This is a genomic window from Rhodococcus sp. 66b, from assembly GCF_002076325.1.
In the GTDB taxonomy this organism is placed as follows: Bacteria; Actinomycetota; Actinomycetes; order Mycobacteriales; family Mycobacteriaceae; genus Rhodococcus_F; species Rhodococcus_F erythropolis.
Map to the genome: position 1 here is coordinate 36,873 of NZ_MUZB01000001.1, position 14,286 is coordinate 51,158.

15 protein-coding genes are annotated in these 14,286 nt (G+C 61.6%); 7 read left to right on the forward strand and 8 right to left on the reverse strand.

All coding sequences use genetic code 11. The features are described 5' to 3' along the window. Positions 1 to 202 precede the first annotated feature (202 nt). Positions 203 to 1,705, reverse strand: coding sequence for an MFS transporter (locus B0E55_RS00155; RefSeq protein ID WP_019746694.1), 1,503 nt, complete (start codon positions 1,703 to 1,705; stop codon positions 203 to 205). A 158-nt stretch (positions 1,706 to 1,863) separates the two neighbouring features. On the opposite strand from B0E55_RS00155, the gene B0E55_RS00160 reads away from it, so the two are divergent. Then, complete coding sequence (locus tag B0E55_RS00160) at positions 1,864 to 2,538, forward strand: TetR/AcrR family transcriptional regulator (RefSeq protein WP_080909042.1); 675 nt, start codon at positions 1,864 to 1,866, stop codon at positions 2,536 to 2,538. Here B0E55_RS00160 and B0E55_RS00165 read toward each other — a convergent pair. Then, positions 2,528 to 3,487, reverse strand: coding sequence for a DMT family transporter (locus B0E55_RS00165; protein WP_080908863.1), 960 nt, complete (start codon positions 3,485 to 3,487; stop codon positions 2,528 to 2,530). The two genes, B0E55_RS00160 and B0E55_RS00165, sit on opposite strands and share 11 nt — an antisense overlap. A gap of 452 nt (positions 3,488 to 3,939) precedes the next feature. Between B0E55_RS00165 and B0E55_RS32085 the strand changes: the two genes are divergently transcribed. After that, on the forward strand, positions 3,940 to 4,038 hold the full coding sequence (locus B0E55_RS32085; RefSeq protein WP_228117936.1) for a YHS domain-containing protein: 99 nt from the start codon (positions 3,940 to 3,942) through the stop codon (positions 4,036 to 4,038). A gap of 79 nt (positions 4,039 to 4,117) precedes the next feature. Here the strand turns inward: B0E55_RS32085 and B0E55_RS00175 are convergent, their stop codons facing one another. The 3 genes from B0E55_RS00175 to B0E55_RS00185 all read right to left on the reverse strand — a co-directional run bounded on the left by B0E55_RS00175 (position 4,118) and on the right by B0E55_RS00185 (position 7,455). Beyond that, positions 4,118 to 5,440 carry an MFS transporter gene (locus B0E55_RS00175; RefSeq protein ID WP_019746698.1) on the reverse strand — a complete coding sequence of 441 codons (1,323 nt, stop codon included), beginning with the start codon at positions 5,438 to 5,440 and terminating at the stop codon, positions 4,118 to 4,120. Then, on the reverse strand, positions 5,424 to 5,951 hold the full coding sequence (locus B0E55_RS00180) for a carboxymuconolactone decarboxylase family protein (protein WP_021333740.1): 528 nt from the start codon (positions 5,949 to 5,951) through the stop codon (positions 5,424 to 5,426). Before B0E55_RS00180 ends, B0E55_RS00175 begins: the two co-directional genes overlap by 17 nt. Positions 5,952 to 6,024: 73 nt before the next feature. Then, on the reverse strand, positions 6,025 to 7,455 hold the full coding sequence (locus B0E55_RS00185; protein ID WP_020968303.1) for an MFS transporter: 1,431 nt from the start codon (positions 7,453 to 7,455) through the stop codon (positions 6,025 to 6,027). A 251-nt stretch (positions 7,456 to 7,706) separates the two neighbouring features. Here B0E55_RS00185 and B0E55_RS00190 point away from each other — a divergent pair, with 251 nt between their 5' ends. The 3 genes from B0E55_RS00190 (at position 7,707) to B0E55_RS00200 (ending at position 9,493) form a co-directional block, all read left to right on the forward strand. Then, positions 7,707 to 8,513 (forward strand): hypothetical protein, encoded by an 807-nt coding sequence (locus tag B0E55_RS00190; protein WP_024487558.1) that lies wholly within the window; start codon positions 7,707 to 7,709, stop codon positions 8,511 to 8,513. 198 nt (positions 8,514 to 8,711) lie between these two features. Further along, the gene (locus B0E55_RS00195) at positions 8,712 to 9,077 is read left to right on the forward strand and encodes a metal-sensitive transcriptional regulator (RefSeq protein WP_020968305.1); all 366 of its coding nucleotides are present in this window, start codon (positions 8,712 to 8,714) and stop codon (positions 9,075 to 9,077) included. A gap of 35 nt (positions 9,078 to 9,112) precedes the next feature. Next, positions 9,113 to 9,493, forward strand: coding sequence for a 6-carboxytetrahydropterin synthase (locus B0E55_RS00200; RefSeq protein ID WP_080909043.1), 381 nt, complete (start codon positions 9,113 to 9,115; stop codon positions 9,491 to 9,493). A 41-nt stretch (positions 9,494 to 9,534) separates the two neighbouring features. On the opposite strand, the gene B0E55_RS00205 is transcribed toward B0E55_RS00200, so the two are convergent. Further along, positions 9,535 to 11,136: an ABC transporter substrate-binding protein gene (locus B0E55_RS00205; protein ID WP_080908865.1), complete on the reverse strand. Its 1,602-nt coding sequence runs from the start codon at positions 11,134 to 11,136 to the stop codon at positions 9,535 to 9,537. Between the two features lie 168 nt (positions 11,137 to 11,304). Next, entirely contained in the window at positions 11,305 to 11,742 is a 438-nt protein-coding gene (locus B0E55_RS00210) for a hypothetical protein (RefSeq protein ID WP_080909044.1), read from the reverse strand. 111 nt (positions 11,743 to 11,853) lie between these two features. Between B0E55_RS00210 and B0E55_RS00215 the strand changes: the two genes are divergently transcribed. Further along, the gene (locus B0E55_RS00215) at positions 11,854 to 12,528 is read left to right on the forward strand and encodes a class I SAM-dependent methyltransferase (protein ID WP_020968309.1); all 675 of its coding nucleotides are present in this window, start codon (positions 11,854 to 11,856) and stop codon (positions 12,526 to 12,528) included. Here B0E55_RS00215 and speB read toward each other — a convergent pair. Beyond that, positions 12,492 to 13,448, reverse strand: coding sequence for an agmatinase (gene speB, locus B0E55_RS00220; protein ID WP_003941134.1), 957 nt, complete (start codon positions 13,446 to 13,448; stop codon positions 12,492 to 12,494). The genes B0E55_RS00215 and speB overlap by 37 nt on opposite strands. Positions 13,449 to 13,594: 146 nt before the next feature. Here speB and B0E55_RS00225 point away from each other — a divergent pair, with 146 nt between their 5' ends. Next, positions 13,595 to 14,230 carry a helix-turn-helix domain-containing protein gene (locus B0E55_RS00225; protein WP_020968310.1) on the forward strand — a complete coding sequence of 212 codons (636 nt, stop codon included), beginning with the start codon at positions 13,595 to 13,597 and terminating at the stop codon, positions 14,228 to 14,230. Positions 14,231 to 14,286: the final 56 nt, after the last annotated feature.

Consider the following 14,286-nt stretch of genomic DNA (forward strand, 5'->3'; position numbering starts at 1 on the left):
AGCGGCGACGGCAAGGGCGACGTCAGCACGAGGAGCGGCGATCGCGGCATCCTTTCCCCGAGTATCGAACGAGCACCCATCTCAACGGAGCATGTCACGAAACGGTCGTCTGCAGGTGTATCAACCGCAAAATGTGTGAAACGCGTCGGCCCCGGCGGAGTTGGACTCCGCCGGGGCCGTGCTGTGTGTGTTGCGCACTTGCTCAGTGCGTCGGGACGGATTCCTTCGACGTGGTCGGGGACGTATCGGTGTGCTGGCTACCAATCTCCTTGCGGGAGTTCGAGCCGTTGAACCGAGGGAGGAAACCGGCCAGGACGAGTGCGATGACGGCGGATCCGGCAGCGAGGGCCATGACGACGCGGAAAGCGTTCTCCGACGGCAGCGTTGCCCCACCGACGGACATGGTCATCTGGGCGATGACGACACCCGCGATGGCGCTGGCGAATGATGTACCGAGGGAGCGCATCAGAGTGTTGAAGCTGTTGGCCGCTCCGGTCTCGGACGGAGGAACAGCCCCCATGATGAGAGCGGGCATTGCGCCGTAAGCCATACCGGTACCGGCGCCGATGATTACTGCGATCACGATCAGTTCCCAAATCGAGTGCATGGCGAAAATGCCGATGCCGTAACCGATTGCGACCACAATGGCGCCGAGCATGAGCGTCACCTTGGGGCCGTGCGAATTGGTGATGCGTGAGGACAGCGGAGAGATCAGCATCATGATGATGCCGGAGGGAGCCATGACCAGACCTGCGGTGAGCATCGAACCGCCGAGGCCGTAACCAGTGATTTCAGGCAGCTGGACTACCTGGGGAAAGACCATGCTGGCGGCGAACATCGCGAATCCGAACACGATGGATGCGAGGTTGGTGAAGAGCACCTGGCGGCGGATGGATACGCGTAGATCCACCAGCGGCTTGGGGGTGCGTAGTTCCCACCATGCCCAGAATCCGAATATCAGGATCGCAGCGCCGAACAGGGAAAGCGTGAGCGTGCTCGTCCAACCCCAGTCGCCACCCTTGGAAATTGCGAGTAGAAGAGCGATGAGGGCGGCTGAGAGTGAGATTGCTCCGCCGAAATCGAACGTGCCTCCTGTGCGAACCGCCGATTCGGGGACCAGGACGACAACAAGAACGGCCGCAAGCGCGCCGAGCACGGCTGACGCCCAGAACAGGACGTGCCAGTCGGCGTACTCGGCGATCAAAGCCGCGATCGGAAGCCCCAGAGCGCCACCGACTCCCAGCGAAGCGCTCATCATCGCAACAGCGCCGGCGAGCTTCTTGGGTGGAAGCACGTCGCGCATCACACTGATACCCAGCGGAATGACACCGGCAGCAAGGCCTTGCAGGATTCGGCCGGCAACGAGGGGGATAACGCTTGAACTGAGGGCTCCGACCACGGAACCGGTTACCAACAGCGCCATGCTGATCAGGAGCAGACGGCGTTTGCCGAACATGTCGCCCAAGCGGCCCATGGTCGGGACGGCGACGGCGGCGGCGAGCAACGTGGCGGTCACAGCCCACGCGGTATCGGACGCCGGCGCGTTCAGGTACTCGGGCAGATGCGGGATGATCGGGATGACCAGCGTCTGCATGAGCGAGACGACGATGCCGGAAAACGCCAGAACAGCCACCACTGCGGTGGTGGCTGGCGACTTCGTTGTCTGTGGCGGCGTTGTCGGTGGTGGAGAAGTGGTTGACGACATTGCGGTAACTCCATCGGAGGAAGAACGAATAATGGTTTAAGTCAGTTGATTGAACTAAAGTTAAATCAAGTGACTGACTTAACGGAAGGGTGCGCCTCCGATCGTGACGAATATCTCCGGTGCCGAGCAGCTTCGGATGGTCGAGGATGATGGTGTCCATGACTACGAGGACTGAGGACGCGTCGGCCGACGTCGGCGGCGCCGCAAATTCCGCGCGCTCTGCTGCAACCCGAGACCGCATTCTCGCCGTCGCCGAGCAGCTGTTCGCCGAGCACGGAGTCTTCGCGGTTTCGAACCGCCAGGTGAGTGAAGCGGCAGGTCAGGGCAACAATGCAGCCGTCGGATACCACTTCGGGACCAAGACCGATCTGGTCCGCGCGATCGTGAACAAGCATTCCCAGCAGGTCGAGAAGAAGCGTGGCGAACTGCTGCGTGAGATCGAAGGGTCCACAAACGTTCGTGACTGGATTTCGTGTCTGGTTCGGGCGTCGACCGATCACTACGCCGAAATGGGTGGCCCGACTTGGTACGCGCGGTTCAGTGCACAGATTCTCACCGACCCGGTCCTGCGGAAAATCGTCTACGACGAGGTATTGGCCTCGCCCACCCTGCAGGAGACGCTTCGGGGACTCTCTGACTGTCTGGCCGACATGCCGATGAGTGTTCGACGCGCCCGCGCGGATATCGGACGCAATGCGATCGTGCACATGTTCGCCGAACGTGAGCGCACGCTTGCCGAAGAGGGGCCGGACGCGGTCACGTCATGGGAGGACTTCACGACCGACCTCGTCGACGCGCTGGTCGGACTTTGGACGGCTCCGATCAGCCGCTGACCGGCCGTTTGTCCGCGCTAGCCGCCCGCCCCGGGGCAACCCTGCGCAATGGATCTCGCGTCGGCGGAAGATCCAGGAGCAAGCCCACTCCGGCAAGAATGATGACAAGACCGCCAACGAGCGCGAAGGTAACAGGCTCGTTCAACCACAGCACTCCGATGGCTGATGCCGAAATCGGAACGAGAAGAGTGACGGCCGATGCCGCGACTGGACCCGCCTGACGAATTATCCAGAAGTAGACCAGGTAGCCACCGGCGGTAGCCCCCAGCCCCAGGGCTGCCACGGCGATGAGTGGACCGACGGTTATGGGCCCCGGTGGGGGAGCGACGGCGGACACGGGAACCAATAGGGCAACCGCGGCAAGTTGTTGTCCGAGGGCCAGTGTCATCGGTGGAGTGTCCTGGAACGACTTTCGTGCGTAGACACCTCCGACTGCGTACAGCAGCGCCGCGGTCAAAGATGCGCCAATGGCCAGCATTGCGCGACTGTCGAGCGCTGACGGAATTCCACCGACGAGCACCGAGACGCCGACGATGCCGATCGCGACCCCCGAGAGTTTTCGCCAGGTGATCTTTTGTCGAAGCCAGAAAGCGGCGACGAATACGGTGAACATCGGCGTCGTGGCATTCAGGATCGACGCCGTCGACGAGTTGAGGCCGACGATCGCAGTTGCGACAAGCGTCAGGGGCCCAGCGACGTTGAGGGCTGCCAGCAGTAGGAATGCAGGAAACCGGTGACCGACCGCGCGCCAGGTCGATCTGCTGGAAGCCGTTATCAGTGCGAGAATCAACGCTGCAACAATGAAGCGGCCGTGCGTCGTGCCGACGGCGCCGAGTGTTGGTGCTGCCACAGCAACGAGGGGGAACGAGCTTCCCCAGAGCGCGCCGACCAACAGCAAAGCTCCAACTACGGCGAATCGGCTGCTGCCGATTGCTTTCCAGTTCTTCATTGCGCCTCTTCGTCGACGACCTCGTGGACATGGATGGCCGATGCCAGACCTACCCTATACCCCCATTAGGTATAATGCTTCTTGTGTCATGATGCTGTAGGTGATCCGAGACTGGGGACGCATTATTCGTTCTCCTGCAATGGTTTATGTGTCGAGGTGCTGTACGCGCAGACCTTCAAGTTATCTCCAATATACCTATAGGGGGTATATTGGTGGTTGTGTCGGGCTCGCTTTCCGGGCCACATCCGTCCAGCAAAAGAACAGGAATCCCAATGAGTAGTTGTGGCTGTGGAAATACCCCGAAGGCCGACGCCAATGGCGCTGTAGGCACTGTCGGTACGGCGATGCCGACCGGTGGGAAAGACCTACTCAACTCTGGCAGTAGTGAACTCGTCGAATGTCGGGTCATGCCCGGCAGTGTGATCGAAAAGGCGCGTGCCGAAGCGGAAGGCATGTTCCGTGACTACGAAGGTAATCGGTACTGGTTTTGCTGCAAGGGTTGTGGTCCTCGATTCGACGCAAATCCGCGGAAGTACGCTGACGTGAGCTGAGCGAAAAGTGGTGGTGCAGGCGATGGCTGCACCACCACTTTCGTTGAGGCCCAATCGGGGTTCGGGCAGACCGTCGACATCAGACGGTGCGAGCGCACGCGCACTGGGTGGCCGCCAAGGTGCATTCGCCTCGCGTGGTTTCGTACGTCGCTTGTCCGGGCAATTCAGCAACTGTCTCCCGAGGCCAAAGTGCAAATCCTGCAACGGCTCCCACTGCGGCAAGCGCTGCAAGGATGCTCCAGGTGACCGCAAATCCCGCGCTCGAACCAACCCATCCGGCGATCGGATAGGTGACAAGCCAGGCGAGGTGTGACAGGGAGAACTGGGCTGCGAATACCTCCGGTATACCTGCGGGCTCGACGGAGCGCCGAAGTACTTTTCCGGTCGGCGTGACGATCATGGCCATCCCGGCGCCGACGAGTGCCCACACTGCGGCAGTGAGCATCCACGTGAATACACCGGCCACGGCGAGGGCTGCTGCCGCGCTGGCACTGACGACCAGGACAACGGAACCTGCTGTCATCACAGTGCGTTCAGCGGTTCTGTCGAGAACGCGTGGAAGAAGCAGCGCGGTCACCAACGTGCCGGTGCCTGACGCGGCAAGCATCCACGCCACGTCGGATTGGGTTCCACCGAGCTCGTCGCGGACGTAGTTGACGGTGTTGACCACGACGATCGAACCGGCTGCTGCCACCACGAGATTGAGTGCCATGATGCCGCGCAGTCGCGGTGTGGTCACGAAGATTCGCACCCCCGACGCGATCCGATCCCACGCCTTGCGGTGAGTACTCCGGCGAGCGTTGGGGATTCGGGTGGCCAGCACGAGCAGTGCCGAGACCGCAAAGCCCACGGAGGTGGCGACGAACAACAGGTTGAATGTCATGAAGGACAGTGCGACTGCGGCAAGAACAGGGCTGAGCAGGCTTTCCATAGTGTAAGCGACCTGCGATGCAGACAGTGCGCGGGTGAAATCGGCCTCGTCGGTCACGATGTCAGGGATGACCGCTTGGAACGTGGGAGTGAACGCTGCCGACGCAGCTTGGAGAACGCCTACCAGCACGTAGATGTGCCAGATCTCGCTGACGAAGGGCAATGCGATCACGACCGCTGCACGAAGGGCGTCGAGGGCAACGAGGAAAGCACGTCTCGGCAACCGGTCGACGTACGCCGCCGCGAGTGGAGCGATCACGACGTACAGGGACATCTTGATCGTCAGCGCGGTGGCCAGCACAGCTCCGGCGCTCGGCCCAGCGAGTTCGTAGGCGAGTAGACCCAGCGCAACCGTCGCCAATCCGGTGCCGAACAGCGCGATGATCTGGGCGCTGAAGAGCAGGCGATAGTCGCGAATCAAGAACAGACGCATGCTGTTCCGTTCCGGTGCGGTCCTAGCGGTCCGGTTCATCTGGTTTCACTCCCGCGACAAGATTGAAAGCTCCGGTCAGGACATTGAGGGCGACGATTCCGACTACGTCGGCGATCTCGCGATCACCGTAGCCGTGCGCTCGAAGGCCCGCGATGTGTTCGTCTGAAATCGAGGCAGGCTCCCGATAGACGCGAAGTCCGAGGTCGATCATTGCCGCGATGGCGGGATCGGCGGACGTGCCCGCGCGGGCACGCTCGATCTCGTCCGCCTCGACGCCGTTGGCGTGCGCGGCGGCAACGTGGGCTTCGAGGCAAACAGCGCAACCTTGCTGGACCTGCACGGCGATCGAGATTCGCTCGGTGATCTTGCGGCTCAGTTTCGCTCGCTTCATTGCCCGGCTGAGTTGCAGATAGCCACCCAGTACGGCGGGCGAATGAGCCATCGCCGCGACCATGTCACCGACCTGTCCATGACGGTTGACGAGTTCGGCGAGAAGGTCTTTAGATGCACCGACAGCGGTGGCGGGTGTGAGAGATGCAAGGCGCGACATAACGAGTCCTAAGTGGTTCCGCCGGTGGTGGGTTCGGCTGGTGACAGCCGGACGAACCCACCACCGGAGTTGGTCAAGAATTGACGGTGGATTGAACGGTTCGAGGATCGTCGACCTTGGTCGACCGCATCACGACCGCGGTGATTGCTGCGCCCACCACTGCGATGGCGGCTGCTCCCAGGAACACGGCGGAGAAACCGTTCGTCAACTCCGTCAGGTCACCGAGTTGATCAGCGCCGAACACTGCTGCGATCGCGGTCATCACCGCGAGGCCGACAGCCGAGCCGACCTGGTAGCTGACGTTGACGATGCCGGAAGCCAATCCGCCCTCTTCCGGGCGTGCAGCCGAAATCGCCGTACCGAGTGAGGGAATGAACGCCAGCGTCATACCTGCCGCAGCCACGAGCGACGCCGGCAGTACGTCGACCCAGAAGTTGCCGGTGGGCCGGATCAACGACATCCAACCCAAACCGATTCCCAGTACCAGCAATCCGGTCACGATCATCGCTTTTGCACCGAAGCGTGCCATGGCCCGTGGTGCCACGACGACCATGCCGAGCATGACGAAGATCGTCATCGGCAGCAGCGCCGCACCGGCCGGGAAGGCGCTGTATCCGAGCACTTGCTGCAGGTACAGGTTCAGGAAGAACCACATCGGTATCCAGGCAGCGCCGAGGACGAGCTGAGCGATGTTCGCGGCACCGAGGTTGGGCGCCTTGAAGATTCCCAGACGCACCAGAGGTTCCCGACGCTTGGACTGGATCAACACGAATGCACCCAACAGAGCGGCCGAAACGGCGAGCGCCAGCCACGTCTGCCCGGATCCCCATCCGACATCAGGTGCTCTGACGATGCCGAAGACTCCGACAGCAAGACCTGCGGTGACAGCGAGTGCGCCGAGGAAGTCGATCGACCCGGTACGTGCCGGTGCGTTCGGCATCAGGAGGGGAGTAGCGATCAGCGCGATGACGGCGATGGGAATGTTGAGGTAAAACACCCAAGGCCAGCTGGTGTATTCGGTGATGACGCCGCCGAGGAACACTCCGGCCGTACCGCCTGCCGGGGCGGCAGCGCCGTAGATGGACAGCGCCTTGGTCATCTCTTTCTGCGTGCTGCCGAACAGCATCATCAGCAAGGTGAGCGCCGATGGTGCGATGAGTGCGGCACCGGCACCCTGAACGGCGCGGCCCGCAAGTTCGACGGCAACGTTACCGGCGGCACCGGCGACAACGGAACCGATCAGCAGGATCAGCCAACCAGCGGAGAACACTCTGCGGGCGCCGAACAGGTCGGACAGGCGGCCGCCGAGGAGGAGTAGCCCGCCGAATGCGATGACGTACGCATTGAAGACCCAGGTCAGGCCTTCCTGGGAAAAGCCGAGATCGCTCTGCATCTGGGGGAGAGCGACACCGATGATCGAGGTGTCCATGATGACCATGAACTGAGCGGCGGCGATCAACGCCAACGCCCACCACTTACGGGTGGATTTCGGTTGTGTGGACATTCTGAGTTCCTTACCTCTACGGGGTATAGGTGATGCTCGTGTGGTCAGGGGGTGTCGAAAGCGAGCCTGGGCGACATCGGCGCAGCGCTTCGTTGAGGTGCGCGGGGAAATGCTGTTCTTGGAACTCATTCGGCCGGCGCTCTGCGTAGATGCGCATCGGATCTCCTTCGAGTGAATTCATGGTGTTCGAGTAGTTCGTTGCATACCCTAGGGGGGTATGGTACAAATTGCAACAGGTTCGAATTCAAGGAGTGTCGAACCCGACGCAGACGGCAACGGAAGTGCTGCCGACCCAAACTTTGGAGGGCAAGATGTTCAGCGGCAACGGCTACACACTGGAATTGGCAACGTCGGAGGCGGCCGTCGGCAGCCATGTCCCCTTGCAGTTCCGGATCCTGGATTCGGTTGGAACTCCGTTGACCAGGTACACCGACACCCACGACAAGCAGTTGCATCTGATCGTGGTCGGTCTGGACCTGACCGGATTCCAGCACGTGCATCCCGAATTGGACGAGAACGGAAACTGGCGTGTGTCAGTCGATTTCGATCACGCGGGAGACTACCGAGTCTTCGCTGACTTCACCCCGGACGGGGGTGACGGAATGACGCTGAGTGCGGATGTACGCGTCGCCGGGTCCTATGATCCTCGGCCGTTGCCCGCCGCTGCTGCCGTCACGACGGTCGACGGCTATACCGTCTCTCTCGAAGGCGCGGCCCATGCCGGCCAGACATCGAAGCTCACGCTCTCGGTCAGTCGTGACGGAATCCCAGTCACAGACTTGCAGCCCTACCTTGCCGCGTACGGGCATCTGGTCGCGTTGCGTGCCTCCGACCTCGCCTATCTCCATGTGCATCCGGATGGTCATCCGGGTGACGGTGTCACGCCGGCTGGACCGGCAATCACCTTCTACGCCAACATGCCGAGCGCTGAGGACTACCGGTTGTTCCTGGACTTCAAACATGGCGAAGTGGTGCGTACGGCGGAATTCACTCTGACTGCCGACAATGCGACCACGCCTGGGGCCGAACACTCGAGCCACTCGCACCACGGGCACTGAGACCGAATGAGTTTCGCAGCAACGGGAAAACGGGCATGGGCGATCACCATGCACCCATCTGTTCGTGCAGTAGCGAAATGCGTGGCGATGTGCGCAGTGATTGCTCTGCAAGACAACGGAAGTCGAAGAGTATCCGCACATCGCCCCGGTAACGAGAATTGTTGCGAAGTCACGCGTTGACGAACAGGAGGACATCGAATGTCGGAAGCGACAGAAGTGGGCAACGCTCCAAGCAGTGCCCCGGGCAATGATACGACCGGCGATGTGTGCTGCACGGGTGATTCCCACGGCTACATCACCGCCAAGGACGACTACCTAGGGCGCCTGCGTCGCATCGAGGGTCAAGCCCGCGGCCTGCAGCGCATGGTCGACGAGGACAAGTACTGCATCGACATTCTCACGCAGGTTTCGGCGATGACCAAGGCTCTCCACGCGGTGGCCATGGGGCTGCTCGAGGACCACATCAGCCACTGCGTCGTCAAAGCTGCCGTTGACGGTGGTCCCGAGGCGGAGGCAAAGGTGAAGGAAGCGACCGACGCGATTGCGAGGCTCGTTCGCTCGTAGAACTGTGCTCGACGAACATTGATACCGTGGTCGTCATGTTCAGCATCGAGATCCGTCGTACATTCGCTGTGAGGCAAGGGCTTCCGGCACCCGTGCGGGACGCAAAGAATTTGCCGCCGCTGATGCCTGCCGAGGGATTTCGCGTGACGATGCGAGTCGGGTTCTCGTTCGAGGACGACCAACTCGGCGAACGTGGATGGTTTGTCGACACGGACGCTCTGGACGAGTCCGTCGATCGGTGCGCCGAGCGATTGGCGAGCGGTGTCTGGCAGGAGATTTTCGATTTCCGTCCGTCATTCGAGAATGTTGCGAAGTGGTCTTTCACGGAACTTGCGTCCACGATTCCTCAGCTGACCTACGTCGAGCTGGACAACGAGACGATAGGTGTGGCAACGAGATACGTCAGATCGCACTGATCTGACATATCTCGTTGCCACAGGGGTTTCGATCGATCGGACTACTGGTAGAGACGCAGTGCAGACCCGATGAAGGACTTACCGAATGCGAGCCCGGCCTTGTTGAAGTAGAAGCTCATGTTCGTATTCGCGAACGGCACCGCGGACACCGTCTTGGTGATCTGCGACTCGGCGTCTGCCCACTCTGCGCACGCTGCGTCGCCGGTCAACCCGGAAGCCTTGGCCACCGCTGCTTCGTAGGCGGGGTTGTTGATCGAAGAGAAATTCTTACCGGCTGCCGGAGCAGGTCCGGTGAAGAACGGGGTGAACCCGCTGGGAATCGAATTGTTGATCTGGATCCATGCGATGTCCCACTGATTGTTGTCTTTACCGCTGAGCATGACGTCGACAACTTTGGTCTGGTCGGCTCCCGTTACCTCGACGTTTGCGCCGAGATCCGACCATGCAGATTGAGCGAGTTCGGCTGCTGCGCTGCGAGCCTCTTCGCCTCCTGCGTAGAAGAGGCGGAGTGTCAACGGGTTTCCGTCTTTGCTTCGTTTTCCGTCCGACCCGGCGGTCCAGCCGGCCGCGTCCAAGGTTGCCTTCGCTGCGCTGACGTCGTAGTCCGGAATGTTGCCGGTGACGGAGTCGTACACGCAGGCGCGGGGCTCTACACCGACGAGACTTGTTGCGCGGGTGCCCTGGCCGGCAGTGATAACTTCTGCCAGATCGTCGAGATTGACTCCCTGGATGAGTGCTTTGCGAACGGCGGGATCGCTGGTGGGATTGTTCGCGATCTGGTTGAAGTACATCTGACCGGACGGCATCGGGCGATTGATCGAGGCGAAATTGGCGGCTTCGATCCGGTCCTTGTCCGGACCGGCGATCGGAGATGCGTTGAGTTCGCCGGAGAGAAGCTGGTTTGCGGCGGTGCTGACATTGGGTGCCATGACAGCGATGACGGTCTTGGGGACACCTGGTGTGTCGGAGGTGGTGTCGTCGGGGCCCCAGTTGTAGCCGTCACGACGCTCGAACGTGTAGTGGTCGTTGGCGGCGACTTCGGTGACTTCGAACATCCCGGAACCGAGAGACTTCTTGTTCGAGGCGGTCGGGTCCGCGAGTCCGGCGTCGCACATGATCGGGAGGCGACTGACCGTGAGGAGGAGGAAGGGGCTCGGCGCCGGAGTGGTGACCGTGATGGTGCGGGTCGCGGGATCGGCAGTGGCCGAAGCGCCTACGGGGACCGTAGTGCCGCGTTGTTGTGAACCGTTGGCCGGATCGGCCACGAAGTTGATGTTGTTCGCGACGGTCTGCGCGTTCAGCGTCGACCCGTCGGTACAGGTCACTCCCTCGCGGATGGTGAAGGATGCGGAGGTCGGCGTCTCTTCCCATTTCTCTGCCAACCACGGTTTGAATTCACTGGTGTCCGGATCCTGGTAGACCAGGGAGTCGTAGGCCAGCCTCGAGATGTCAGCGGTTGCCGCGGAGCCGGACATGATCGGGTTGAGTGCACCCGGATCGGCTTGCAACGCATAACGGAAGGTTCCGTCTGTCAGAGGTTCACCGCCGTCGGAGCCCGAGGACGTGTCTCCCGAGCTGCAAGCCGACAACACGAGTGCGAGCCCCGCGGCCGTTGCAAGTGCCGGATAAGAGCGGTGTTTCATTGTGCCTCCGTGAAGGAGCCAGGGCCCGAGCGAAGTTCGAGAGGGCGCGGTCGAGTGTGACCGCTAAATCTTGGCGTAGGACGTGACGGGCATCTCGGTCGATCTTCACGAAAATCATGCCGATTTTTGTTCGATCTCACGAGAACCGGGGTGATGAACTAGTTCAGCTCAAGGTGAGTCGAGGTCATTTCGCTGTGGCCACCCGGTTGCAGTGAGTACAACGGCAGGGACCGACGTCAACGGAGAGATCGGGCCGAGGGCGAGGAGATCTTCGTCTTCGTCGATCTCGGACCAGAATTCTTCAGAAGAAACATCGAGGCCGAGAACGATCCACGGCGGTCCGGCTTCTTGAAAGGCAAAGGAGACGCTGCCGGTTCGCGGAACCGTCGCAACGAACAGGTGGGCTCCGACTGGATATCCCTGTTGCTCGCCCACCAACGTCAGGGTTGTCGGTTCGAAGGACGCCTCGCGCAGCATCTTCTCGACTGCGCGGTCGAAACTCTGCTGGGTGGTGAACTCTTCGTCCGCGTTCGAACCGCTGAACTCGGGGAAATGCGCACAACACAAAACGTGTGAGCCCTCTGAGTTGCAGTAGAGACGAAACACGGGAAATCCACCTGCCACGAAGCGTGACGTTAGCAGAGCGTCGAAATGGAGAAGTTGCTGTTTCAGCAAAGATGGTTGCGTGAGTTGTGGAAGGTCGTTCATCCTGGGTGCATGAGCCACGAACACCACAATCACCACGAAAACTCTGAAACCACCGAGAATCCGTACGCCAAGGCGGACGCACAGTTCTGGAACTCGCTGTACGAGGAACGCCCCGCGCGCTGGAGCGGAAATCCCAACCCACAGTTGATTGCCGAAGCCTCCGACCTGGAACCGGGCACGGCACTCGACGTCGGTTGCGGCGAAGGCGCCGACGCTTTGTGGTTGGCGCGTCGCGGGTGGAAGGTCACCGGCACCGACATATCGTCGGTTGCGCTCAGCCGCGCCCAGGCTCACGTCGAGGGCGAGGGCGTCGACATCGAATGGCTGGAAGCCGACCTGACGAAGTGGGATCCGCAGGGTCGATCGTTCGATCTGGTGTCCGCGCAGTTCTTCCACATGCTCGAACCCGCGCGCGGGGAATTGTTCCGTGCTCTCGGAGATCTGGTCGCGCCGGGCGGGCATTTGCTGATCGTGGGCCACTCGCCCCACGAGTCGCCCACCGAACATCATCGGGCAATGCTGCATACACCCGAATACGTGGAGTCGCTGTTCACCGATGGTTGGAAGGTGTTGGTCTCGGAGTCGCGGGAACGTGATCTTCCCGCGAACCCCGAGATGCATCACACCACGGATACCGTTGTGCTGCTTCAGCGATTGAGTGCGAGCACCGACAGCAACTCGTAAGCGACGTGAGCCGCTGCGATACCGGTGATCTCGGCGTGGTCGTACGCCGGCGCTACCTCGACGATGTCGGCGCCGACCACGTTGAGTCCCACCAACCCGCGCAGTGTGTTCAACAATTCGCGAGAGGTCATGCCGCCCGCTTCGGGTGTTCCGGTACCCGGAGCGTGTGCGGGATCGAGCACGTCGATGTCGACGGAGACGTACACCGGGCCACCGTCGAGGCGCTTACGCATGCGCTCGACGATGCTGGCGACGCCGTCGACCTCGTAGTCGTCACTGCGGATCACCTGGAAGCCGAGGACGCGGTCGTCTTCGAGGTCTTTCTCGCTGTAGAGCGGTCCACGGATACCGATGTGCTGCGAACGCTCCATGTCGATCAGGCCTTCTTCGCTGGCGCGGCGGAAGGGGGTGCCGTGGGTGAAAGGCTGACCGAAGTAGGTGTCCCAGGTGTCGAGGTGAGCGTCGAAGTGCAGGACGGCGATCGGGCCGTGATCGCGGGCCAGTGAGCGCAGGATCGGAAGTGCGATGGTGTGGTCGCCGCCGAGCGTGAGCACGGAGGAACCGTCGGCGCGCAGGTCGGTGACGGCGGACTGAACCGTCGTGAGAGCTTCCTGAATGTCGAAGGGGTTGACGCCGATGTCACCGAAATCGGCTACCTGCTGGTTGGCGAAGGGCGAGACCTTGAGCGCGGGGTTGTACGGACGCAGCAGCTTCGATGCAGCGCGGATGTGCCCCGGACCGAACCGAGCACCGGGGCGGTAGCTGACACCCGAATCGAAGGGGATGCCGAGGATTGTCACGTCGGCGCGCGAGACCTCATCGAGGCGCGGCAGACGCGCAAAAGTGGTCGGCTCGGCGTAGCGGGGGACGCGCGTGGCGTCGACGGGTCCGATGAACGATCCGGGGTTGTTGGTAGCCATGTGCAGAGGTCCCTGCTCTCGATTCGGCGCACACCGGGCGCCCTTCAGTGATGTAGCTCTCTGAGCAAGTATGGTTTCTTCAAGAGGCTCGGTTGTCAACCCCTGTTTCCTGAAAGGGACACGGCGGTCGTGAAGGAGTGGGTTCAGTGGCCAAGGCGAAGGAAGCGGTCGAGCCGGTCGGACCGCGCATCGGGGCGAGGCTCAAGGCGGCACGTCAATCGAAGCGGTTGACCCTCGACGACCTGGCCGAGGCATGTGGTGTGACGAAGGGGTATCTCTCGAAACTCGAGCGCGATCACGTCAACGCGTCGGTGGCGACCCTGATCAAGGTGTGCGCGGTGCTCGAGATCCCCGTCGGATCCCTGTTCGAGAATGCGTCCGCCGGTGAAGTAGTCCGCGCCGACGCCATGCCGCAAATCAGCTTCGGTGGCGAAAAGATGACGGAGTACCTGCTCACGCCTACCAACGAGCGTCGAATTCAGGTGCTGCTCGGCGAGCTGGAACCAGGCGGCGGAAGTGGTCAGGAGTTCTACAGTCTGCCGATCGACGTGAACTTCGTGCACGTGCTGGAGGGCGGCTTGCGGGTCTCGTTCGAGGGCGGTCGGACGGATCCGAACGGTGAGGCCGTCGATGCCGAGGACGTCGTGCTTGCGGCGGGCGATTCCTTCACATTCACGCCGACGCACAACCATAGTTTTCAGGCCGAAGGCTCGGTTCTGGCGAAGGTTCTGTGGGTCTTGAATCCGGCATTGCCGGAAGGGCCACGCGCGTCGCCTTCGTGAGACCCGAATCTGTGAATGTTGATTCTTAGGAAACAAGAGTTGACATGATTGGCGGC